Source organism: Microbacterium sp. 77mftsu3.1 (genome assembly GCF_900100525.1).
GTDB classification, from domain to species: Bacteria; Actinomycetota; Actinomycetes; order Actinomycetales; family Microbacteriaceae; genus Microbacterium; species Microbacterium aquilitoris.
Map to the genome: position 1 here is coordinate 65,398 of NZ_FNCR01000007.1, position 21,579 is coordinate 86,976.

A 21,579-nucleotide genomic window follows, 5' to 3' on the forward strand; every position below is an offset into this window, starting at 1 on the left:
CACCCGAACGCCAGCCAGCGAAGGGCCTCACGTAGCCGACCGTCGGCGAAGACCTGCGGAGGCGCCAGGCGGTGGCACCGCCTGCCAGCGGCGAGAGGCCGAGTGAGGGAATACCTCTCCGGCTTCTCGTCATCACATCCCGCTCCGGACGGAGCGAACGCAGGCCTCATGGGCCCGCAACACGAAGACCCCGCCTGGGCCCAGGCGGGGTCTTCGTCGTGTCAGAACCGTACCGATTCCGGTACGGATCTGGCAGCGTCACGGGGTGTAGTCGTCGTGGAGCACCACGCGGGACAGTTCGATGCCGCCGCCGGGAAGCCGCCAGAAGTGCAGGCGTCGGGCGCTGGCAGTGGACTGCTCCACGTACGAACGCCAGGGCACAGCGCCGTCCTCGCGGGTGCGACCAGACAGGTCGAGCTTGTGACCGTCACGGTCCTGGCCGAGGAGGATGCGGAGGATGCACCGGGCGACCTTGTCGAACAGGACGGGGCTCGTGGCGGCGAGGGTCTCGAGGGAGGAGGCGAACTCGTCCCCGAACGTGTAGCGGGGGAGGGGTGCGTCGATCTTCTCCTGCGGGGTGGTCTGCTCCGCCCACAGTGCCATGACTCGGAAGCGGACCTCGTCGCTGGCATCCATGAACATCCGCCGGTCAGTCCTAGCAGCGGGGGCGATGGGCCGGCCGACCCGCGCCTTGGACGTCTTCGCTCGGAGGGAGTCCAGCTCGTTCGTGAGGCGGGTGACTTCTGCCTGCAGCGCGGTGTTGTCGGCGTGGAGCGCAATGGCCCGGATGGTGTCGCTCTCACGGTGGACGGTATCGGCGGCGTCACCGGTGGTCGTCGTGTACGAGGTGGAGCCGCGGTTCTGCTTCGCGTTGCGGAGGTAGCGGGCGACCTTCTGGACCGTGCGGGCACCGTCGTCGGGGTCGCGGGAGATGAACGGACCGGACGTGTCACCCATGCCTGCGGGGTACACGCGGGTCGCTCCGCCGTAGATGTCGAGGGCGTGCCGGTCGGCTTTCAGTTCCCGGAGGACATCGCGTGCGTCCACGGGGGCGTCGAGGAAGTAGACGTCGGCGAGGTCGCCGACAGCGTCGAGAAGGTCAGCCAGGGGCACGAAGGGCTCGGGGGCGGTGGAGGCGCGGGTGACGACCACCGCCGGGTAGGGGAGCCCGTGTGCGCTGGCGAGCTCGAAGAAGTCGGTCACCGCCCGCTTGGACGTCAAATACCGGACTCCATCGACCGTGCGTGTCGTTGACTGGTTCATCTCGTGGTGCCTTCCGTGCATGAGGGGCGGTATGCCACATCCATGCGCGGTCCATCCATCGTGGCATGCCCGTCTCGGCCGGGCGCATAGGGCGCTCATGCTCGGCTTCTTCCAACCGGCCGCGGACCGGTACCGCATCAGCGACCAGTCCGTCCGCGGCACCTGGCTGCAGCTGGTCGAAATCGTCGTGTGCGGCGTCGTCGGCCATCGCGCGGGCGTCTTGCACTACGACACGTTCTTCCTCGAGGAGCGGTACGACGAGGACGACGACGAGATCTACGAGCACCCCGTGGACACCGAGACTCCCTACCTCGGATGCCTCCGCTGCCTCGCAGAGGTTGAGCTCGCCCTCCCGCCGGCGATCCCCGTCGACATCGTCGACTGGCGGTAGCGGAAACACAGAAGGCCGGGGGCGAACCCCGGCCTTCTGTTGCGTGTGTCAGGTCACTTCACGGCGACGAACACCTTGTCGGCGACCATTCCGGGGCGGATGGCGATGACGCCGTCCACCGGAAGCGGCACCTGCATGGTCTGGTTACCCGTTGCCGATGCGCCCTCGTAGAGTACGTTGAGCGAATCGAGCTGGCTCGGGCCGACGACGAGCTTCGCGTACGGGTCGACAGTGACGCCCGCTGCGGTGACGTAGTCGATGCCGATCATTGCGGGGTACTGGCCCTCCTTGTCGGTGCCGGTGTACGTGGCCGTCACATTCACGGTGATGTACACGGACCCGTCGTCTGCGGCCTCGTTGAACTCGTTCTCCGCAGCGACCTCCTGGGTCGCGTCGAGGTCGACAGAGTTGACCACGACGGTCCAGTCGTTGCTCTTGATGGGCGCACCCAGCGGTGCAGGGTTCTCGCGGGTTCCCACCTCGGCGGCCGGCTCCTCAGCGGGCTCTTCCTCGGCGGCCGGGGCGGCCTCGTCCGTGGTCTCTTCCGTCGTCGACGAACCGACAGTGGTGTCAGTGCCGCCGAACGCGTCGTCGATCGCGGTGCTGACGCCGACGACGAAGACGAGGATGCCGACGATCGTCCCCACGACCGACACGATGATCGCGGTGATGGCCTGCCACTTCGTCTTCCCCGCGAGGAACACTCCGACAAGGCCCAGGATGAACGCGATGGGCAGCAGGATCCAGCCGATGATGAGTGCACCGGGGATGCACGCGAAGATGAACCCCACGACAGCAGCGACCAGGGCGATGATGCCGACCGGGTTCGCGCCCTTCTTCGGGACGGGAGGAGCAGGCGGTGCTGACGGTGCAGGCGGGCCGGCGTACGGGGGAGGTGCTGTGGTCATGAGGTCCCTCAGAATGGTGCGGTGGCACAGCGATGAGTTGGCGCGGACTGGATCCCCTGCAGCCTCGCGTGCCATGTGATTCAGTCAACCTAGCGGCTAGTGGCGACATGCGCACCTCATAGGCCGCGCATGGGAGAGGCATGGACTCATTCGCCATCCCGGCCACCGTCATGCTCATCGCCCTGGCTGTCAAACCCGTCGTGGACATCGTGAAGCTCCACGCCGGCCTCGACCGTGCCACGGCGGACAGCATCTTCTACGAAGCCGCGCCCCACCTCGTACTCATCGGGGTCATCTTCGCCATCCTCAGCTTCACCACGGCCGTCACCAGCGGATCCACCGCCGGCGCCACTGTCGCCGTGACGATGGCCGGAACGTACCTCCTCGCCGCCCTCGCCTGGCGCCGGGGCCTTCGCGGTATCCGCGATCGGGAGAAGGGGGCGACGTCGTGAGCCGCACCGATAAGCACGCGCCGCACTACGTGCAGCTCAACGACATCGGAGCACCCGCTCTCGCCAGACACGACCACACCCTGTTCGGGAAGCCGAAGGTGCAGACCCGCGTCGTCCGCGACCGGTCCGGGAAGGTGAAGTGGCAGGACGAGCCCATCGTCATGCAGATCGCCATCATCCTGCGCTGGCGCCCCGACCTGGTCACCGGCACGCTCCGCTCTGAGATGCTCACCGCGCAGAAGATCGCACATCAGGCGCTCGCTAAGGGCTCGTCCCCGAAGGACTACATCGACACCGGCCGCACCCGCCGAGCGAAGGTGACCCGGGAGGTCACCCTCGGGCGCTACGCGGACTACTGCACTGCCGGGGTCGCAACGCACCGTGACGGGCGCATCCGTGGGCAGCGAAAGCTCTACGCCCCGTGCGAGAACGAGCTCACCCCGGAGGACTGGGGAACCACGTGGGGGAGGGGCCGGTTCGAGCGGAAGTACCGTGTGAACGCCGACGGGCGGCTCAGCTCCCGCACCGCGGTGCGGGCAACGCGCGGCAGGCTCACCCGCCTCGCCGACAGCGGCGAGGACCTCGACGACATCGACTACGACATCTCCCACTGAGCTCACCACCGCGTGCGGGCGGCCCAGCGCATAGGCGAGCATGGCCTGGATTCGCACTGACTGGACGAACGACGACATCGTCGAAGACGACTTCGCCGGCGGCACCCGCCTGCGACTGAGTTTCCCCGACGGTTCCGTCGTCATCGGCAAGCTCACTGTCGCACCGAACCTCCGCCCCACCCGCACGAGCTACATGGTCCGCCTGATGACCTCGTTCTCCGGGGACACGTGGGTGCACGCCGACGAGGCGGACGTGGACATCTGGGTGACCGACGCGTTCCCCGCGTCCAGCGCCGACTAGCGTTCCGGCTCGACTGCTTCCTTCTCCACCGGCGCGCTCAGCGTCCGAAGCCGGGCCGCGAGCGCGGCCACCAGCGCCACCCCTTCGGGGTCAGACGCCCGCTTCTCGCGGGTGACGTACCGGTCGGCGGCGTTCAGGAGCTCGCACGTGCCGAGGGCCGCATGCTTGCCGTCGGTTGGTGCAGGGTCGGGCAGGGGGACTGTGCCATCGCTTAGGGCCGCGCGGACGGTTTCCACATCCTCGAAGGCGGCCGCGGCTTCCGCCCCACCGTCTCGAAGGGGACCGAGGTCCACCTTGAAGCGACCTGCTGCGGCGAGAGCGCGAGATGCCACCCGGTCAAACGCCTGACGGATCCGATGTTGACGTTCCGGCATGGCGCTCCCCTGTGCTGTCAGGTCAGCATGCACTCGCTAGCCCTCAACGCTCCGGAACCGGAGCCGTGGCGTTCTGGCCACCGGCGGCTTCGCGGTCTTGGATGAACGCGGTGATGGACTCCACCAGCGGCGTCATGCTCTGATGTCGAACGCCGTCGGTGACGGTGACGGGGCAGCGAGCGATGCCTTTCATCACCAGCGCCGCGACCTGGTCGTGGAGCGGGGTGATCCGTGCATCACCGGCGCCGCGATAGGGGACGGATGCGGCGGCCTGGTCGATAGAGGTCATGGGTCTCCTCGGCGGATGGGGCTCCCGAAAGGGTACGGGGTAGCTCCCCCATGCGCGGCGGGTTCTCCACAGGCGGCCCGTTTGGGGCTCTGTGAGGTCGAAAATGCCAACGTCAACCAGCCTCTGCCAAGGTCTACTTGGCTGGCTCGAGCCCTTGTAAACACTGGGATCGGGAGGCTGCACCAAGGCTGCCAAGTAGTAGTTGTAGTACATGAGAAGAAAAAGTAAGTAGTAGAGGTATAGGGCCCTCAGAGCACTCTCTTTTCCCTCTATGGATACCCTCCTGCGCTTGGACATCTTGGCAGCAGCGCTAAGAACCCGTCCTGACCTGGGTAAAGCAGGTCAAATCTGCTTGGTTTCGGGCTTGGTTCAGCCTTGGCGTGCCCGCCAATGACGGGTGACGTCGCGGGGCGGCGGGGCGCATAGGTGAGCACCTGTTCCTGAGGGCATTTCGCCGCAGGGTACAGGGCGACCCGCCCGAAAGGTCCTGCCCACATGCCCACGCCCGCTGTCCCCGATCTGCGGACCGCGCTCGATAGCGCGACCCGTGAACCACGCTGGTGGTCTACTCCCGCAGCGCGACTCGTCCTCGAAGACGCCCTCGCAGCGCTCACCCCGCTCGCACGCCACTTCCAGGCCGACCCCGCCGACGCGCTCTCCTACGCGTTCGAGGTCTGGCACACCATCGCCCCTGAGCTCATCGTCGACGAGAACGTCGACCTGTGGGCCTATACCCGCACCGCAGTGCACCACGCTCTCGCCAGGGAGGTAACCGCCGCCAAGAAGGTCACCTCCACCACCGCCGCCCGCCGGACCGACGCCACAGCCCTCGACCTCATCGTCGGCCTCGACGGGTTCGACCGAGGTATCGACCCGTTCGAAGACACCGACGACGCGCCCGTCCAGCTTCCCGCCCAGGGGGCACGGGCTCTCGCCGCCCTCGAGCAGGTGCTCGTGGCTGCGGGGCTCTCCGCGGACGACCGTGCGATCTTCGTGGACGTCTTCGCCGACATCGTCGCCAGCACCGACAACATCCGCACCCGACTCTCCCGCGCCGAGGCCGTCCGGGACCTTCTGGGCACCCACCTGAGCGTGGGGCAGTGGAAGGCCCTGTGCGAGATCGTTCTCGGCACCCCTGGCGGACGCGCTGGCATCCTCCGCCTCACCGCGGACGGGCACCCCGCACCCGTCATGGAACCCCACGTAGCGACCCGCCTCATGCAGCTGCTGCAGGTGAGCCCGTGAGCGCCGTTGCCGTCCGGGTACGCCCTACCCGCACTATCGACTCCACCAGCATCCTCATTCGCGACCGGGTTCGCCCCGTCATGGAGGACGCCCTCCCGGAGCTCGTCGCATCCATCTGCGACCTCGGGCTCATCTACCCGATCGTCATCGACGAGCACGACGTCCTGGTGGACGGGCTGCAGCGTCTTGCCGCACTGTCCCAGCTCGGTGTCACCGACATCCCCGTCATCATTCAGGCCGCCACGGACTGCGACGCAGACATCGACCGTCTCCGCCACGAGCTGGCCGCCAACGGGGTCCGAACGAACTTCACCCCCGTTCAAGCCGCCGCCGCCCGTCGGCGCCTGCGCGACCTTGCCGAGCGCACCATCCACCACCGCAACGGCATCCCCCTCGCCGAGCGACGGAAGAACTGGACGAGCGAGCTGGCGACGAAGGAGACCGGCGTCAGCCGCTCCACCATGGACCGCGTCGACAAGATTTTCACGATCGCCGAAGACGCCGCCCGCCCCCTCATCGTCCGCCGGGCGGCCGCCGAAGGACTCACCCGCATCGACATCGACCACCTGCCGGTGGACCGGGTGCTGCGCGAAGTGCAACTGGTCGCTGAGGCTACGGCAGCCCTCGAGCGCTACCCGGCGCTGGTGTCCGTCCCCGGCGAGGGCGCGCAGCTGAACATGGCCCGCCACCTCGACTCTCTCCCCGAGGGTGAGCGTGCCGCGCAGCTGGAATCCATCGCCGCGCTCTGGTCCCGATCCGCTGACGCCGTCGCCGCGTACGAGTGCCTACGCGACACCTCGCGCATAGAAGACCTGCTCGAAGCGGGAAACCGCGCAGCCGCGGCTGCACGCTCACTCCGCGAAACCGAAAGCCTCACCGCCGACATGCGTCAGGCATGGGGCGCCTATGCACACCAGATGGCTGAGCTTGCCCGCAACCTCAGCGACGCCATCACAGAGGGGACCCCCGAATGAACCGCGTAAAGCCGACCGAGATCACCGCCGACATCTACACGGCGTTCGCCGAAGCGACCATCGACACGTTCGACGCCCTCTACAAGGGCCTCGCCGGCACGGACGCTCAGGTCCACATCGAGGTGCTCCGCGACCTGAACCCCGCCTACATCCACCTGTCCCAGGTCACCGACTACCCCGCGCAGGTGCTGCTGGACAACATCTCGCTCGGCGCGAAGCACGTCGTCGACGACAGCGACCACCGCATGCTCGTCTCCGGCACCACCCCACGGGAACTGCGCTGCGACACGTGCCAGAAGCTCCTCTCCTCCCACGCCAAGGGCGCCGGCGTCTTCGACGTCCTCCTCGTCGCCGTGCAGGACATCGAAGCCGTCGCCGCGCTCCATGAGGCATCCGCCCAGGCGGAGCAGCTCTCGGCCGGGGCGGACCATGGCTGAGATCGACTTCCGGAACACCAGCAACTCCCAGGAATGGCTCGCGCTGCTGTTTCGCACAGCGGTCGAGCAGGGCTGGTCGGACCTGAAGTTCCGCTTCACCCGCGACCCGGAAATCACGGCAACGGGCCAGGGCGGAGAAGGCCACGTCCTCCACGTCCACGCACGCGTCAACCGGACCATGCGCCCCATCGCCGCCCTCAAGGGGCGCGGCGCAGAGACGGTCATCACCAACATCAAGGCGAACTCCGGCATCGGCTCGGGTAAGGCCATCAAGAGCGAAGACGGCCTGTACACGTTCGTGGACGGCGGTAAGCGCCACGACGTTCGAGTCGCCGTCTTCCCGACCCACATCGGCGAGACCCTGTCGCTGCGTATCCCCTCCACCGGTAGGGCCCTCACCCTCGACGACTTCCACATGACCGGGCACACCCGCGCGGCCATCGACCGCATCCTCGGTTTCGCCAACGGCCTCACCGTCGTGGCCGGTCCCATGGGCTCGGGAAAGTCCACCTTCCTCCGAGCGATGCTCGAAGCGCTCGGCGGGCCCGACAAGAGCGTCTGGGCCGTCGAAGACCCGGTGGAGCTGACCATCGACGGTGTCGAGCAGATCTCCATCAACGCCGACGCGAACAACGGCTGGCCGGACGTGCTGACGGCCCTTCGACGCTCCGACCTCGAAGTCCTCATGATCGGTGAGATCCGGAACTACGACCAGGCCTCAGCGGCACTGGAAATCGGTAACGCCGGAGCCCAGGTCATCTCCTCCATCCACGCCAACGACTCCGTCGGAGCAGTACTCCAGCTCATGGATCTGGCCGAATCTAAGCCCTACACCCTCGGCGCTCAGCTGCGCTCCGTCGTCAGTCAACGACTGGTCCGCACGTACTGCAAGGTGTGCGGCGGCAACCCCAAGAGCACTCCGCAGGGTAGTTGCGAGAACTGCCTGAACTCCGGCTTCGCCGGCGTTCGGCCCGTGCACGAAGTTCTCATCCTCGACGAGACGTTCACCATGGCGCTCGCCGATCACAAGTCCACCTCCGAGTTGACGGCGATCGCGCGGGAGGCGGGCATGCGGACGCTCCGGGAGTCCGCACAAGAGCTCATCAACGAGGGCGTCACCTCGAAGGAAGAAGTGGAAAGGGTCCTCGGCCATGACTAACGGCAAGCCCACAAAGGAAGAGCTCGAGAAGCTCGTCGCTCACTCCCGCCTCGAAATGGAACGCATCCTCACCGAGGCTCGCCAGAAGTACCCCGACGGCTCCGACATCCAGTTCGTCGGCGGCGACCAGGTCTGGGTCCACGAGAACGACCACGAGAACCGGACGAAGATCCCCATGAGCGACCAGATGCTCATGCTGTGGGCCGAAGCGTACGGCGCCTCCCGCGGCGGCGCGACCCAGCTCCTCAAGGGCAAGGAAGGCACCCTCGAAATCGCGCGAGACATCACTGACGTGCGCCTGCGCATGACGTGGCGTCGTCAGCGCGGCAAGAACGGGAACTACGCCCTGAACGTGCGAATCCTCCCCACCGAGCCGCCGGCGCTTACCAGCCCCCGGTTCAAGAACAACCCCGTCCCACAAGCACTCATCGACATGGTGCTCAAGAACAAGGACGGCCTCATCATCGTGGAAGGTCCGACCGGTTCGGGTAAGTCCACGCTGATGGCCGCGCTCATCAACGAGATCAACAAGACCCAGTCCCGGCACATCTACACGCTCGAGGACCCGGTGGAGTTCATCCACACCTCGGCCGAATCCCTGGTTACCCAGCGCGAAATCCACACGGACGTGGACTCGTTCTACCAGGGCCTGCAGACCGCGAAGCGTTCCAAGCCCGGCGTCATCCTCCTCGGCGAGCTCCGCGACCCCCTCACCAAGCGCGCCGCCCTCGAATCGGCCGGTGAGGGACACCTTGTCATCGGCACGAGCCACGCCTCTGCCGTCCCGGAGGCCATCTCCACCTTCATCGGAGCGTTCCCCTCCGACGAGCAGAACGACGTCGCCCAGCGGATGGCGACAAGCCTCAAGGGTGTCATCGTGCAGCAGCTCATCCCCTCCACCGACGGAAAGGTTGTCCCCGTCCGCGAGATGCTGACGGTCACCCCCGTCATCCAGGGAAAGATCCGCGACCGCGAGACCGGAACGGGCGGTGACCTCCGCTCGGTCCTTATGTCGAGCGAGATCCGCCGCGCCGAAGGCACCTTCTCCAAGGACGACGACCTCCTCAAGCTCGTGACGGCCGGGTTGGTTACGCGTGAGGTCGCACTCGACAACGCGATCAACGCTGAGGAGCTCGACGCCCGCATCACGAACTCTCTGGGGCTGCCCGCATGAGCGACACCACAACCCGTACCCGCCGTGAGCAGCGCGCGCACCTGACCCGCCGGCAGTACCGGCAGGCTGCCGGTGTCGAGCGCTTCAACTACGTCGAGCATGACCCTGAGGTCGCCCCCGGCCAGTGGGTGTACCTCGCCGACCCCACCAAGGTCGTCGAGATTCCCGCCGCACCGCCGGCGCTGTCGAACCCCCTGGGGCCGGTAGCCCCGTCGGAGCGGATTCGCACGGAGCTGAACGACCTCGCCCAGGAGAACGCGGCACCGCCCGCGCCCATCCAGGTCGTCGTCGTCGACGCGGCCGAAGCTGCCCCCGTCGCAGACCCTGACGCACCTCCCGTGGCCGTCGTCGTGGTGCCCCCGGCAGAGCAGGCAGCACCTGTCGCACCGTCCGCGCCGGAGCCGGCGGAGGAAGATGAACCTGCATGGGATGGGCTCGCCAGCTTCCTCGACCAGGCTGCGACCCCGGCCGAGGCGGACCTCCCGGTCACCCCGGAGCCCGTCGCGGAGACGGAAGAGCCCGCCGCTGAGCTCGTCACGCCGTGGGACACCACGGAACTCGACGCCGACGACACGGTCACCCCCGAGGTGCCCGTCGAGACCCCGGCGCCCGCCGAAACCGACGGTGACGATGTCTCCTGGTGGACCGATGTCGAGGCCGCCACAACTCCCACCGAGTGGGCGGCACCTGCCGTGGACGCGCCCGCCGAGATCGACTCCGCTGACCTCGCCTGGGACGACATCGAGCCCGAAGCAGCGCCCGAACCTGCCCCCACGGCTGATGCCGACGAGGACGCGCCGGCCGACGTCGAGCTCGACGACCCGCTCCCCGAAGTTCCCGCCTCCCTCACCAAGGCGAACACCTGGTTCAGCAAGCTCGGCAAGAAGCTCGGACGGGGGACCGAGACCGTCGACACTCCCGACGGCACCGACGCGCCCTCGGAGGAGATCCCCAACGACCAGCCCAACTGGGACGGCGCCGTCGTCGCAGAGACGCCCTCCTGGGCGGAGACCGCCGACGCGGTCGAGACCGTCGAGGGCGAGTCGGAGCGCAAGCTCACCGCCGCTGAGAAGCGCGAAGCGAAGAAGGCAGCAGAGAAGGCCGCCAAGCTCGCCGAGCAGGAGGCGATCGCATCAGCCGGCCGCGGACTCGACAAGAAGGCCGCAGCCAAGGCCATGGCCGCCGAGCGCAAGCGCAAGGCAGAGCAGAAGAAGCTTGACGTCGCCAAGAAGAAGCAGGAGAACCGGGACGCCCTCGAAGAGGAGAAGATCGAGCAGGCCGACGTCAAGGGCAAGGCCAAGCGAGAGAAGAAGGCGCAGGCCGAGTGGGCGAAGAAGCAGAAGCGCCGCGACGCCATCAAGCAGAACGGCGGCAAGGAAGGATTCTGGCAGGGCACCAACAAGCCCAAGCCGCTGGAAGTCACCAACGCCATCCGGTCGCTGGCCATCATCCTCGAGTCCAGCCCCTCCGAAATCGACGCCGTCAAGATGATGGCCGAGGAGTTCGCCGGCAACCGCATCGGCGACTCGTTCGACCGGATCTACGACCGACTGGTCAAGGACAACATGACCCTCGTCGAGGCGTTCGCCCCCGAAGAGCTCTGGCCCGCCGTCGTCCACAACATGCTCAAGGTCGGCGCGACCACCGCGAAGCCCGCACCCTCCCTCCGCACCGCCGTGGACCTCATGGACGCCGGCAACAACAACTCCCGGGAGCTGCGCAACGCGATCATCTCGCCCATCGCGCTCGGCATCGCGTCCCTGGTCACCCTGCTGGCCGTCGCCTGGTTCGTCGTCCCCGCCTTCCTCGGCATGTACGAAGCGATGGACATGCCCGTCGGCCCGTTCACCCAGTTCATCGTCGTGTTCAGCGCCGTCGTCCAGTACATCCTCATCGGCCTGTTCGCCGCCGTCGGCCTGACGACCATCTGGTGGTTCGCGCACGGCCGCTCGTCCCTGCGAGTGCGCCTGGCCATCGACCGGTACAAGCTCCACGCGCCCCTCATCGGAAAGCGCGAGTCCACCGGGGCAGCGTTCGAGATGTTCAACACCATCGACAGCTACCTCTCCGTCGGCTCCACCGAACGTGAGGCGCTCATCTCCACCGCGACGGCCCTCAACAACCGAGCCGTCAAGCGGCACCTGCGTATCGTCGCGAACGGTCTCACCCGAGGCGAGAAGACGTTCGCGCAGTTCCTCGACGACGACATGTTCCCTCGCATGGCCCGCAGCATCCTCGCCACCGGTCAGCGGTCCGGGCAGACCGTCCAGGTCGTGAAGAACCTCCGGAAGATCTACCAGGACGAGTCGAAGGTCGAAGGCGAACAGTCCGTCAAGAAGACCGCCGGCACCATCTCGTCCATCTCCTCCGGCCTGTTCATGCTCATCGGTGTCATCGTCTCCGTCCCCCCGCTGGAGATCTTCGGCGCCACCCTCGGCTACAAGGGATGAGCGAACGCACCACCGCCACAGCGAGCGCAGCAGTCACCACGACCGCTGCGCTCGCTGCGGGTTTCCACCCGACCCTCGCCGTCCTCCTGAGTGTCACCGCGGTCGCCGCGGTCACCGACGCCTACCGGCACACCATCCCGAATCGCATCTCACTCCTGGCCGCCGTCGCCGCGGCCGGCGTCTGGACAGCCGCCGGCGCACCCGTCACCGCGCTCCTCATGGCCGCTGTCCTCGCAGCTGTCCTCCTGACCCTGTGGACGGCCGACCTGATGGGCGGGGGAGACGTGAAGCTGATCCCGTCCCTCGCCCTCGCCGCCGCCGCCACAGGGCCCGCAGACGCCGCCACCGCCCGCCTCGGAGTGCTGCTCATCCTCCTGTGGGGCATCTCCTCACTGTGGGCCGCCGGGCAGCGCTCGAGCGACGTGCCGCTCGCTGTCGGCGCCGCGTTCGCGTTGGCCGCCGCCGTCGTCATCTGACGCGCTAACGCACCCCAAAGAGGTGCGTGCTCGGGCCTGGCCTTTACCAGGTAGAGCCCGTTCACCTTCCTCTTGGAGCCCATCATGGCAAACCCCTTCCTCGTCCTCGGTGGTATCGCCGTCGGCATCATCACCGCCGCCTTCGGTGTCCTCGCCGTTCCCGGCTGGGTCGCATCCGCACAGGACGCATCCGCCAAGAACGACATCGCCCAGGTCACCATCGGCCAGGCAGCGTCGCTCAGTGCGACCGGTTTCGTGAAGAGCGCAGTCCAGGCACCGGCCGGTGCCAGCCCGACCGTCCTCGCTGACACCATCAACGGCGACGCCGCTGTTGGCGTCAGCGTGACGACCGGCAAGACGGCAAGCATCTTCCGCTCGACGGACAAGAAGAACTACATCGTCATCGTCGAGTCCGACTCGAACAAGGCGTTCTGGCGCCTCAACGGTGGAGCCATCAACGAGGCGGCCTCCCGGACCGCCGCCGTGAGCGCAGCCAACGCGGCCGCCATCGCCGCCTACCCGGGCGCCACGGCCCCCGCCGACCGCCCCGCTACCGCGTCGTGACCCCACCCTGCTGAGGTGAGCGGGCAGCTCACCTCAGCAGGGCCTTCCCTCTGCCCCCAGACCGGATAGGCCGGTCACACGCCAAAGGAGCCCACAATGGCAAACCCCTTCCTCGTCCTCGGTGGTATCGCCGTCGGCATCATCACTGCTGCTTTCGGTGTCCTCGCTGTTCCCGGCTGGGTCGCATCCGCACAGGACGCGTCTGCCAAGAACGACATCGCCCAGATCACTATCGGCCAGTCGGCATCGCTGTCGGCCACCGGCGCACCGAAGGCAACCATCGCCGCGATCAACAGTGATGGCCGCGTCGGCGTGAGCATCACAACCCAGGCGACGATCGACGCTGACGCCCGAACCGCCGTCAACGGCCAGGACTTCGCCACGGCCGTGAAGTCCGCCTCAGGCAAGGTGTTCATCCGAATGGGCGGCGGCCCGATCCGCGTTGCGCTCAGCAGCGTCACGGCGACACCTACCACGCACGCGGCGATGCTGACCGCGTACAACGCCGGCTCCGCAGGCTGATACTTCCCGGCCTGGTTCAGGGGCGCCCGACGCCCCATCCTGAACCGAGCCGGTGCCATACCCCACCCCTCTCTGTGGTGGCTTGGGCCAGGTGAGAACGGGCACTCACCTGGCCCCCTTCTGTTTTCCTGACGCGCATAGGAGGGACGATGATCCGTTTCTTCCGTCAGCTGCGCGCCGATGAGCGGGGCAACAGTCCCTGGCTCCTCATGGCGTCCCTCGCGCTGTACACGATCGTCAGCGTCGGCCTCGTCGCCGGTCTCATCGGCGCTCTCGTCGCGTCGAGCTCACTCCGCGTCAACGCGTCCCTCAAAGAGAACGCCGTCGCCCGCGTGCAGATCGACGCGCAGCGCGGGTACGCGTACGTCGCTGCCCTCCCCGCCACCAGCAACGTCACCCTCTCCGCCAGCGGTCTCCCCGACGCGATCGCGGTCCGGACGGTCACCATCGCCCCGTCGGGCCTGGCTGCGAAGGTGACCGTCTCCGTCGGCGCTCACACTGGGGCGGGTCGAGCCGATTCGAGCACGTGCGCCGCGACCCCCGCGAACTGCATCATCACCAGCGAGGTCGTCACCCGACCGAGGACCGCACCGTGATCGCCCGGCTTCGCGCGCGGATGCGCCGAGACGAGCGAGGCAACGCCGGCATGGCGCCGGTGTTCGTCATCATCTCCATCATCATCATGAGCACCGTCGCGGGATCCGTGGTCGCCAGCACCGTCGCAAGCGCCCGCACGAACACGCGTATGGACGTTGACGCCGCCGCGCGAAGCGCGACCGCACTCATCGGGGCGGAGTTCACGAAGAACACCCCCGCCACCACCGCCACGAAGATCGCCGCCGGCGGCTTCCAACCGACCGTCGGTGCGACCGCTGCGGGCACACCGGACATCGCGCCGGACGTGGCTGTCGAGTACACGAAGGCCGTAGCGTCCGGGGCGAACTACGTCGTCACGTTCCTCATCCGCTCCCCGAACAAGTTCCTCAACGACGACACCACCTTCACCGTCGAGTACGAACCGCAGACCCTCGAATGGGACGGGTACTCGTGGGTGACACCGGTGGACTCCGCCCGCCCAGACCGCACCATCTGGGTCCCCATCTCCCTCAAGGCGGTCAGCTGATGTTTCTCGCCCTCCGCCGCGACGAGCGCGGGCTCATCTTCGCTCAGATCGCTGCGCTCGTCGCCGGCCCCATCGTCGCTCTCACCATCGCGATGGCAGCGATCACCGTGATGCGGACCGGAGCGGGCCTCACCGAGTCCCTGTCCCGCGACACGACCGCGACCTCGCTCGTCGCCGACTTCAAGCGCACCGTCGGGCAGGCCACCGTCCTCGAGAGCCGGACCGACGGGTCCATCGTCGTGAGCGCCGACCCGCTGAAATACAAGCCCGGCTCCGCTGTCTCTGAGTTCGCGACGCTTCCCACGGTCTGCCTCACCACGAAGTGGCAGTTCGTGAAGGAAGGGTCGCTGTACTCACTCGTGCGGACCATCCACTACCGCTCCAACTCGAACTGCACCTCCACCATCGTGGACACCGTCACCACGAAGCTCACCGGCTTCTCGTCCGGGAAGATCAACGCGTTCAACAAGGCCAGCCGCCCGGGAACCGTCGCCGTGAAGGACGAGCTGACCCTCGCCTCCGAAACTCGCCCTGACGGGGTGGCGCCGGCGGACTGGAACGACACCCGCCCGGCCGCGTACCGCCTCGACGCGGTCATGCAGCAGCCCATCGGCACGCGCGTTCTCACCTCAATCGCCCTGGCACCGTCGGGCCTGTACTGACCCGCGCCGCAGGGTAGAGGCAGAAGCCCTCACCCTCGCCCCCGGAGGCACCCCTCATGCACCCCATGCTCGTCCTCGGCAGCATCGTCATCACCGTGTCCGCCGCAGCGTTCACCGTCGCGCAGGTGCCCGGGTGGATCACGAACAGCCAGGACTCCACAGCCGTGGCGACCCTTGACCGCATCTCCGCGCTGCAGGAAGACCAGCTCAGCGGCGGGTCCCGCACCTTCATCAACGGGAAAGACCTCGCCGCGTACGCGAAGTCCCTCGGCGCCCCCATCAAGGGGTCCGGCGTCACCGGGTGCGTCGCGAAGTCCACCGCCGGCACCGGGTGGGTTGCTGTGGTCCGCTCGGCGAGCGGGAGCTACTTCGCTCGCACGTCCGAGTCCACGAAGGACGGGAAAGGCCGCATCGCCGATGAGGCCATCATCGACGTCGGTTCGATGCCCGCGTCGCTGAAGAACCCGTACACCGGCAACGCCTGCACCTACACCGGCTACAGCATCACCGCGTGATGCCCTCGCCGATCGCGGCGAGGAAGCGAGCCTTCGTGCCCGTGCGGATGCCGGTGGCGGAGGCCTTGTTCTCGTAGACGCCTGCCGCCCAGTTCCCCTCCACGAGGATGGGGCCGGCGTCGGTGACAGCGATGTCCCAGCCGACGTACCGGACGGTGGGCACGACCCGGGCGACCCGGTCAACGAACGCGGTGACCTCATCCCACAGCGGGAGGGTGAAATCTGCGACGGGCAGGCCGCTGTCGGGGTGGGTGTCGTAGACGTTCCCGCGGGAGTCGTACCCGGCGCCGGTGGCGCGTCCGTGCTCGTCGAGCATGACGTAGAACCCGCCGAACGCGTTCTGGTCGCTGACACCGCCGCGGCCGAACTTCTGGGCGGCGGAGAGGATGTGGGTGGTTTCCCCGTCGAAGTACGCCGTCACGCGCGTGGTGTTCACCGTGCCGGGGCAGAACGCCGCGAGCTCGTGGTGCTGGTCGATGACCTGCTCCACGAGGATCTCCCCACGCTCGAGGAGGCCGCGGTGGAACGCAGACCAGTCCACGATGGGCTCCACGTTGTAGCGGTGGACACCGTTGCCGGCGCGGCCGTTCGGCTTCTTCGTGATGATGGTGCCGTGCGCGATGGCGAAGTCCATCAGCTGCTCAGCGTTGCCGGGTTCGACGACCATCCAGTCACGGCCGAGGTGCCCGCGGAAGACCTTGTTGAAGGCGACCTTGTCGTGGAACAGGTGACGGAAGGCGGGGTCATCGAGCTTCTGGGCAAGCTCGTGGGAGAACGGACTGGTCATGTACGTCGCCCGTTCCCGACGAGTCAGGAGAGCGAAGTCGTAATCGACGTAGTCCTGGAACCCGACGCCGTGGAACCCGGCCTGCCAAAGCATGTCCACGGCGACCGCCGGCGTCCACTTGTGGTGCGTCTGCGCGGCGCCGCGCGCGCGGTGGAGGACGGACCCGACATTGATGCGGCGAGCGCGGTCGGCGAGGAAGCGGAGGCGGGTGGAGCGGGGGAGTCCGGGCATGGCGGGTCCTTCGGGGGAGAGAGGTGTTCGACCCGGCTATGCGCGACACCGCGCATGGGAGGAGGGCCGCGGACGCTCCGGCTGTGAGGAAGAAGACCGCCATGCCCGCTCCGTTCGCCGTCCCCGACCGGCCTGAGTTTGTGATCCCGCACGTCGAGCTGCCCGAAGGGTTCGTGACCCTCTCGAGCGACCATCACTTCGGTCACCGGCTGGTGCAGGAGGAGCGAGGGTTCCCGACCATCCAGGAGATGAACGAGACGCTCGTGGCGCGTCACAACGCGCTCGTGAAGCCGACGGACGTCTTCATCGCCCTCGGCGACCTGTGCATGGGCGACTTCGCGGACTCCCTCAGCTATGCCGCGCGTCTGAACGGCATCAAGTTCCTCGTCCCCGGCAACCACGACCGGGTCAGTGAGGCAGGCCGGTTCAAGCCCGACTACCGGGAGAAGTTCCGCGCCCGCTACGAGGAGGCAGGGTTCACCATGCTCCCCGAACTAGGGGTCACCGTCACCATCGGTGGTGTCCGGTTCGCACTGTCGCACTACCCGTACACCGGTGACCACACCGATCGGGACCGGCACACGTTCTTCCGCCCGCAGGACAACGGTCTGCACCTCCTGCACGGGCACATCCACGGGAAGCGTCGCATCGACGGTCGCATGTTCAACGTCGGTGTCGACGTCAACGACTTCGCCCCCGTCACCCAGACCGCCATCCTCGAATGGGCGCTCGCCGCGTGAGTCGTCTTTCCCGTGTGTGGCGGCGAGCGCGCCCGAACCGGTCTCGGCCGGGGGAGGTGGCGATCGTCGCGCTTCGCGGGGATGGGACGCCGGCGGAAGGTGCGTGGCGGCCTTTCCGGGCGTGGCAGCTCATCGGTGGGCGTCGCTGGTCGCTGAGCGTCATCGTCACCGATGAGGTGACTACCGGCGAGCAGCAGGACGCCCGAGGGGCCGGGGCCGCGCTCGGGCGTTCACTGCGGGGTTGACTCAGCCTTCGGTGCTGAGCGGGTACTCCCTGCCGTCAGGGGAGGTGAGGGCGCCACCCAGGAACGTTCCCGCCGGCTGCCCGTCAGGTCCGAGCTCTCGACCTTCGAGGGCGTAGGTCACTCTCATGGTGGCGTCGACGCCCCACGTCTGTCCGTCCGCGGTGCGGTAGTCGCCGGTGAGGTCGGCGTACAAGACGACGTAGGGGAGGACCTTTCCGCCGTCTTCGGCGGGCTTCGCCTTGGTGAAAGTCAGGTCATTGACCTGCAGGCGGGGTTCCCCATCGCGCGCGAGCTCAACCTTTTCACCGGTGGTAGCGAAGGTGATGACGCTCGCGGTTGTCTTGGTCTCATCCCACAGGGCGACGTAGTCCTCGATGTACGTCGGGTCGAATACGCCGGACTCCTGGAAGTACGTCCGGACCTCGTCACCGGTCTTCTCCAGCGCCGGGCCATCGGCGACCTCTTCGATGAACCACGAGGCAGCGCGAGCCTGCGCTTCCTTGATCGTGTCGTCGCTGACCCCCAGATCCAGGGTGAGCCGCTCGTCGATGTCCGTCGGGAAAGTCAGTGTGTCCGGGTTGGCGGACACGTGGCAGTAGGAGCCGCGCTCGTCCTCCACGACCTCGAGGTAGAGGACGGCACCGTCCACCTCACCGGTCGGACACGTCTCCGGCGCGGTCGTCGCCGACGGCGTCGCAGCAGCCGGAGTCTCGGGAGCTGCAGCTGTGCAGCCGGCGAGTGCGATGGCGGTGATGGCGAGCGTGAGCGCGCAGAAGTGTCGATGCTTCAGCATCTGGTTCCCCCTTGAGTTGTCGAGCAGAGCCTAGCGATACGTGCAGGTCATGCGCGGTCCGCGCACGTTGCTGCGCCATGTCACGCATAGGGACAGCTGACCCCGACGCTGTGCGCGACCGCGCATGGGGAGGGCAGCCCGAAGGAACACCATGACCACTCCCGTCCCCGCTGTCGGCGTCTTCGACCTGGAGACCACCGGCGTTGACCACGCCACCGAACGCATCGTCACCGCCTACGTTGGCGCGCTCGACGACACCGGCGCTGTCATCTGGGGGAAGGACTGGATGATCCGCCCCGACGGGTACGTCATCCCCGACGGCGCTGCGGCCATCCACGGCGTCACCACCGAGCAGGCGCTCGCCGAGGGTCGCCCGTTCGCTGGGGTCATCCCCGAGATCCTCGACGCGTTGACCGTCCTCGCAGGGCTGGGGGTCCCGGTCGTCACGCACAACGGGTCGTACGACCTGTCCCTGTTTGTGCACGAGCTTGACCGGTCGGGTCACCCTGACCCGGTCGCGGCGGTGGAACCGCTCGTCCTTATCGACACGTTCCTGCTCGACAAGCAGTTCGACAAGTACCGTCGCGGGAAGCGCACCCTCACCGCCATCGCTCCGCTGTACGACGTCGTCCTCACCGACGAGGAAGCCCACGGCGCGAAGGCCGACGCGATCGCCGCTGGCCGTATCGGTCTCGTCTTCCTCGGCAAGTTCCTCACCGGGGTCACCCCCGAGAACCTCACCCGGCTGCAGCGTCAGTGGGCCAGGGAGCAGCGTGCGTCCTTCGTCGCGTACCGCCGGAGCCAGGGCGATACGGACTTCGAGGTGGACCGCAACTGGCCCCTCTACGACTCGGCGCTGGCTCTGCGCGCCCCCGAACCGGAGTACACGTTCTGATGCGCACCCCGAAGCTTCTCGCCACCGTCCTCGCTGTCGCAGCCGCCGTCGGCGCGCTGGCCGGATGCTCCGCCATCTCCTCGGGCACCATCACCGACAAGCACTACCGGGCCGCGTACCAATCGTCGTACTGGACTACGCACTGCATGTCGTACGACAGCGAGCACAACTGCACGATGTCGATCCCCGTGGAGCGGAAGCAGCACCACCCGGACCGGTGGACCTTCGACCTGCGCGCCGGCGACAAGGACGGCTGGGTGGAGGTGTCCCAGGCGACCTACGACATGTACAAGATCGGCGACTACTACGGCGACAGCGCCGGGGGAGGCCGATTCTGATGGACCTCCGCATCGGAGACCACGTGCGCGTGCTTCGCACCCGCGTGCACGTCCACCCGGGTGTCATCGTCGGCATCCTGCCCCGACGCGTGCGCGTGGAGTTCCCCCACGGCGGCTACGGGAACAGCCCATACATCGAAGACTTCTACCCCGACAAGCTCGAGAAGGAACCCTCCGCATGAGCACCATCAACATCTCCACGCCCGCCGGCGACGGCACCATCGAGGCGGAAGCGGTTCACATGAGCCCCCGCGGGCTGTACGCCGCGGTGAAGCTCACCGGCACCGACCACAAGGGCACCGTGGACGTCTTCCATGTCGGGACCGGCAAGCGTGCGACCCCGCCCCGCTGGTGGCAGCAGGTGCGGACCGCGACCGCCGCGAAGACCCTCGCCGACCAGCTCGACGAGTTCGACCCGGTGGAGGATGACGGCACGCTCCGTGTCACCCGTGAGGAGTACCACACCCGCTACGACCAGCTCGTGAAGGCCCTGCACAAGTAGGTCGGCACCACCCGATACGGTGAAACCAGGATCCAGGGGGAGTGAAACGATGGGGCTGTTCAGCAGGAAGCCGAAGGTGAACCTGGCAGGTCACGAGGTCTACACCCGCATGAAGCGGGAGGAAGCAGAACGACAGCAGCGATTCCGCGACGAACTCGACGTCCAGGACGACATCGAAGCGGAACGTCACTACATCCGCGGGCTCGAAGCGTACGCGCGCTCCCGCACCGCGCCGGGCACCACCATCGAGCACATGGACCCCGAACCATTCGAGACCTCCGTCGCCATCGGCGGGCTCGGCCCCATCCTCGTCGGGACGGATGACTGGGCCCTGCGGGATCAGCACGGCATCCGCGGTCACTTCGGACACCCCGCCCAGTTCATGCTCGGCGTCCTCGCTCACGACCGTGGCGACTGGAACGCCAGCAGCCCCTGGATCAAGCAGAGCAACGAGTACGGACTCGGCAAGGCCGGGTTCCACATTTCGCACTGGGCGGAGAAAGCCAAGGACGGCTCCGACGACGACGAGCTCACCCGCGCCCGCCGAGCGCTCCGCCGACTCATGGACGACCGGGTGGACATGGAACTCGCACGCTTCCACATCCCCACGGACCCGTGGAACGCCGAACGCACCCGCGAGATGCAGCTGCAGGTGTGGAAGGACATCGGCGAGACCTACTACCAGGAGGAGGCCGCCAAGCTCGACGAGTACCGCGGCCGCGTCTTCGACAAGAACTACCGCTCGATCGTCGAGCGAGCGAAGAGCTACCTGAACGACGGCAAGGAGGGGTACTTCGTCTACTCCGACGCCGCCCGCATGTTCGACGCGTACGCAGACATCCTCGTCGACGACTGGCGCGACGCGGACCTCGCCGTCAAGGGCCAGCGTCGCATCCCCCTCCGCACCGCCGCATAGCGGGCGCGCTCTCGCGCATCGGGCCGAGTATCAACGTCTTCGCTGGCTGGGCGGCACAGCGGGCTGGCCTACGATCGGCACTCTCGCCCCTTCCCACCGCGCATAGGTAGGTCATGCCCGAAATCTCGCGCCGTCGCGCGTCTCAGACCGTCACCATCGGGGTTGTCGCAGCCCTGGCCGCCACCCTCACCGGATGCGGGGTGGGACAGGGCGTCGATGAGGACTACGCACAGATCTGC

Annotated in this window: 29 protein-coding genes; 23 read left to right on the forward strand and 6 right to left on the reverse strand. The window is 67.5% G+C overall.

The window, feature by feature from the left end:
* Positions 1-258: 258 nt before the first annotated feature.
* Positions 259-1,221, reverse strand: coding sequence for a hypothetical protein (locus BLR68_RS17035; RefSeq protein ID WP_143015829.1), 963 nt, complete (start codon positions 1,219-1,221; stop codon positions 259-261).
* 139 nt (positions 1,222-1,360) lie between these two features.
* Between BLR68_RS17035 and BLR68_RS17040 the strand changes: the two genes are divergently transcribed.
* Entirely contained in the window at positions 1,361-1,654 is a 294-nt protein-coding gene (locus BLR68_RS17040; RefSeq protein WP_018186256.1) for a hypothetical protein, read from the forward strand.
* Positions 1,655-1,707: 53 nt separating this feature from the next.
* Here the strand turns inward: BLR68_RS17040 and BLR68_RS17045 are convergent, their stop codons facing one another.
* Positions 1,708-2,562, reverse strand: coding sequence for a hypothetical protein (locus BLR68_RS17045; RefSeq protein WP_018186257.1), 855 nt, complete (start codon positions 2,560-2,562; stop codon positions 1,708-1,710).
* A 140-nt stretch (positions 2,563-2,702) separates the two neighbouring features.
* On the opposite strand from BLR68_RS17045, the gene BLR68_RS17050 reads away from it, so the two are divergent.
* Genes BLR68_RS17050 through BLR68_RS17060 form a run of 3 tightly spaced genes read left to right on the forward strand, consistent with a single transcriptional unit; the run spans position 2,703 to position 3,929 of the window.
* Positions 2,703-3,014 carry a hypothetical protein gene (locus BLR68_RS17050; protein WP_018186258.1) on the forward strand — a complete coding sequence of 104 codons (312 nt, stop codon included), beginning with the start codon at positions 2,703-2,705 and terminating at the stop codon, positions 3,012-3,014.
* Positions 3,011-3,628 (forward strand): hypothetical protein, encoded by a 618-nt coding sequence (locus BLR68_RS17055; protein WP_018186259.1) that lies wholly within the window; start codon positions 3,011-3,013, stop codon positions 3,626-3,628. Before BLR68_RS17050 ends, BLR68_RS17055 begins: the two co-directional genes overlap by 4 nt.
* 40 nt (positions 3,629-3,668) lie before the next feature.
* The gene (locus tag BLR68_RS17060; protein WP_018186260.1) at positions 3,669-3,929 is read left to right on the forward strand and encodes a hypothetical protein; all 261 of its coding nucleotides are present in this window, start codon (positions 3,669-3,671) and stop codon (positions 3,927-3,929) included.
* Here BLR68_RS17060 and BLR68_RS17065 read toward each other — a convergent pair.
* Positions 3,926-4,303 (reverse strand): hypothetical protein, encoded by a 378-nt coding sequence (locus tag BLR68_RS17065; protein WP_143015830.1) that lies wholly within the window; start codon positions 4,301-4,303, stop codon positions 3,926-3,928. The genes BLR68_RS17060 and BLR68_RS17065 overlap by 4 nt on opposite strands.
* Before the next feature lie 43 nt (positions 4,304-4,346).
* Positions 4,347-4,592, reverse strand: coding sequence for a hypothetical protein (locus BLR68_RS17070; protein WP_018186262.1), 246 nt, complete (start codon positions 4,590-4,592; stop codon positions 4,347-4,349).
* Positions 4,593-5,087: 495 nt separating this feature from the next.
* Here BLR68_RS17070 and BLR68_RS17075 point away from each other — a divergent pair, with 495 nt between their 5' ends.
* The 13 genes from BLR68_RS17075 (at position 5,088) to BLR68_RS17135 (ending at position 15,893) form a co-directional block, all read left to right on the forward strand.
* A complete protein-coding gene (locus BLR68_RS17075) occupies positions 5,088-5,837 on the forward strand; it encodes a hypothetical protein (protein WP_018186263.1) in 750 nt (249 codons plus the stop codon).
* The gene (locus tag BLR68_RS17080; RefSeq protein ID WP_143015831.1) at positions 5,834-6,811 is read left to right on the forward strand and encodes a ParB/RepB/Spo0J family partition protein; all 978 of its coding nucleotides are present in this window, start codon (positions 5,834-5,836) and stop codon (positions 6,809-6,811) included. The genes BLR68_RS17075 and BLR68_RS17080 overlap by 4 nt, the downstream gene beginning before the upstream one ends.
* On the forward strand, positions 6,808-7,248 hold the full coding sequence (locus BLR68_RS17085; RefSeq protein WP_018186265.1) for a hypothetical protein: 441 nt from the start codon (positions 6,808-6,810) through the stop codon (positions 7,246-7,248). Before BLR68_RS17080 ends, BLR68_RS17085 begins: the two co-directional genes overlap by 4 nt.
* Positions 7,241-8,407, forward strand: a complete 1,167-nt coding sequence (locus BLR68_RS17090) for a GspE/PulE family protein (protein WP_018186266.1) — start codon at positions 7,241-7,243, stop codon at positions 8,405-8,407. Before BLR68_RS17085 ends, BLR68_RS17090 begins: the two co-directional genes overlap by 8 nt.
* Positions 8,400-9,581 (forward strand): type IV pilus twitching motility protein PilT, encoded by a 1,182-nt coding sequence (locus tag BLR68_RS17095; RefSeq protein WP_018186267.1) that lies wholly within the window; start codon positions 8,400-8,402, stop codon positions 9,579-9,581. Before BLR68_RS17090 ends, BLR68_RS17095 begins: the two co-directional genes overlap by 8 nt.
* Positions 9,578-12,031: a type II secretion system F family protein gene (locus tag BLR68_RS17100; protein WP_018186268.1), complete on the forward strand. Its 2,454-nt coding sequence runs from the start codon at positions 9,578-9,580 to the stop codon at positions 12,029-12,031. The genes BLR68_RS17095 and BLR68_RS17100 overlap by 4 nt, the downstream gene beginning before the upstream one ends.
* Positions 12,028-12,507 carry a prepilin peptidase gene (locus BLR68_RS17105; protein ID WP_018186269.1) on the forward strand — a complete coding sequence of 160 codons (480 nt, stop codon included), beginning with the start codon at positions 12,028-12,030 and terminating at the stop codon, positions 12,505-12,507. The genes BLR68_RS17100 and BLR68_RS17105 overlap by 4 nt, the downstream gene beginning before the upstream one ends.
* A gap of 84 nt (positions 12,508-12,591) precedes the next feature.
* A complete protein-coding gene (locus BLR68_RS17110; protein ID WP_018186270.1) occupies positions 12,592-13,071 on the forward strand; it encodes a hypothetical protein in 480 nt (159 codons plus the stop codon).
* Between the two features lie 96 nt (positions 13,072-13,167).
* A complete protein-coding gene (locus BLR68_RS17115) occupies positions 13,168-13,593 on the forward strand; it encodes a hypothetical protein (protein WP_018186271.1) in 426 nt (141 codons plus the stop codon).
* A 149-nt stretch (positions 13,594-13,742) separates the two neighbouring features.
* On the forward strand, positions 13,743-14,189 hold the full coding sequence (locus BLR68_RS17120) for a hypothetical protein (RefSeq protein ID WP_018186272.1): 447 nt from the start codon (positions 13,743-13,745) through the stop codon (positions 14,187-14,189).
* Positions 14,186-14,716: a hypothetical protein gene (locus BLR68_RS17125; RefSeq protein WP_018186273.1), complete on the forward strand. Its 531-nt coding sequence runs from the start codon at positions 14,186-14,188 to the stop codon at positions 14,714-14,716. The genes BLR68_RS17120 and BLR68_RS17125 overlap by 4 nt, the downstream gene beginning before the upstream one ends.
* A complete protein-coding gene (locus BLR68_RS17130; RefSeq protein ID WP_018186274.1) occupies positions 14,716-15,378 on the forward strand; it encodes a hypothetical protein in 663 nt (220 codons plus the stop codon). The genes BLR68_RS17125 and BLR68_RS17130 overlap by 1 nt, the downstream gene beginning before the upstream one ends.
* A gap of 56 nt (positions 15,379-15,434) precedes the next feature.
* Complete coding sequence (locus BLR68_RS17135) at positions 15,435-15,893, forward strand: hypothetical protein (RefSeq protein ID WP_018186275.1); 459 nt, start codon at positions 15,435-15,437, stop codon at positions 15,891-15,893.
* On the opposite strand, the gene BLR68_RS17140 is transcribed toward BLR68_RS17135, so the two are convergent.
* Complete coding sequence (locus tag BLR68_RS17140) at positions 15,883-16,911, reverse strand: sugar-transfer associated ATP-grasp domain-containing protein (protein ID WP_018186276.1); 1,029 nt, start codon at positions 16,909-16,911, stop codon at positions 15,883-15,885. The two genes, BLR68_RS17135 and BLR68_RS17140, sit on opposite strands and share 11 nt — an antisense overlap.
* Positions 16,912-17,012: 101 nt before the next feature.
* Here BLR68_RS17140 and BLR68_RS17145 point away from each other — a divergent pair, with 101 nt between their 5' ends.
* Positions 17,013-17,651, forward strand: coding sequence for a metallophosphoesterase (locus tag BLR68_RS17145; RefSeq protein WP_018186277.1), 639 nt, complete (start codon positions 17,013-17,015; stop codon positions 17,649-17,651).
* Positions 17,652-17,897: 246 nt separating this feature from the next.
* Here the strand turns inward: BLR68_RS17145 and BLR68_RS17150 are convergent, their stop codons facing one another.
* A complete protein-coding gene (locus tag BLR68_RS17150) occupies positions 17,898-18,689 on the reverse strand; it encodes a hypothetical protein (RefSeq protein WP_018186278.1) in 792 nt (263 codons plus the stop codon).
* A 151-nt stretch (positions 18,690-18,840) separates the two neighbouring features.
* Between BLR68_RS17150 and BLR68_RS17155 the strand changes: the two genes are divergently transcribed.
* Genes BLR68_RS17155 through BLR68_RS17175 form a run of 5 tightly spaced genes read left to right on the forward strand, consistent with a single transcriptional unit; the run spans position 18,841 to position 21,340 of the window.
* Entirely contained in the window at positions 18,841-19,584 is a 744-nt protein-coding gene (locus BLR68_RS17155; protein ID WP_018186279.1) for an exonuclease domain-containing protein, read from the forward strand.
* Positions 19,584-19,922, forward strand: a complete 339-nt coding sequence (locus BLR68_RS17160) for a hypothetical protein (RefSeq protein WP_018186280.1) — start codon at positions 19,584-19,586, stop codon at positions 19,920-19,922. Before BLR68_RS17155 ends, BLR68_RS17160 begins: the two co-directional genes overlap by 1 nt.
* Positions 19,922-20,104 carry a hypothetical protein gene (locus BLR68_RS17165; RefSeq protein ID WP_018186281.1) on the forward strand — a complete coding sequence of 61 codons (183 nt, stop codon included), beginning with the start codon at positions 19,922-19,924 and terminating at the stop codon, positions 20,102-20,104. Before BLR68_RS17160 ends, BLR68_RS17165 begins: the two co-directional genes overlap by 1 nt.
* Complete coding sequence (locus tag BLR68_RS17170; RefSeq protein ID WP_018186282.1) at positions 20,101-20,424, forward strand: hypothetical protein; 324 nt, start codon at positions 20,101-20,103, stop codon at positions 20,422-20,424. Before BLR68_RS17165 ends, BLR68_RS17170 begins: the two co-directional genes overlap by 4 nt.
* Before the next feature lie 49 nt (positions 20,425-20,473).
* Positions 20,474-21,340: a hypothetical protein gene (locus BLR68_RS17175; protein WP_018186283.1), complete on the forward strand. Its 867-nt coding sequence runs from the start codon at positions 20,474-20,476 to the stop codon at positions 21,338-21,340.
* Positions 21,341-21,579: the final 239 nt, after the last annotated feature.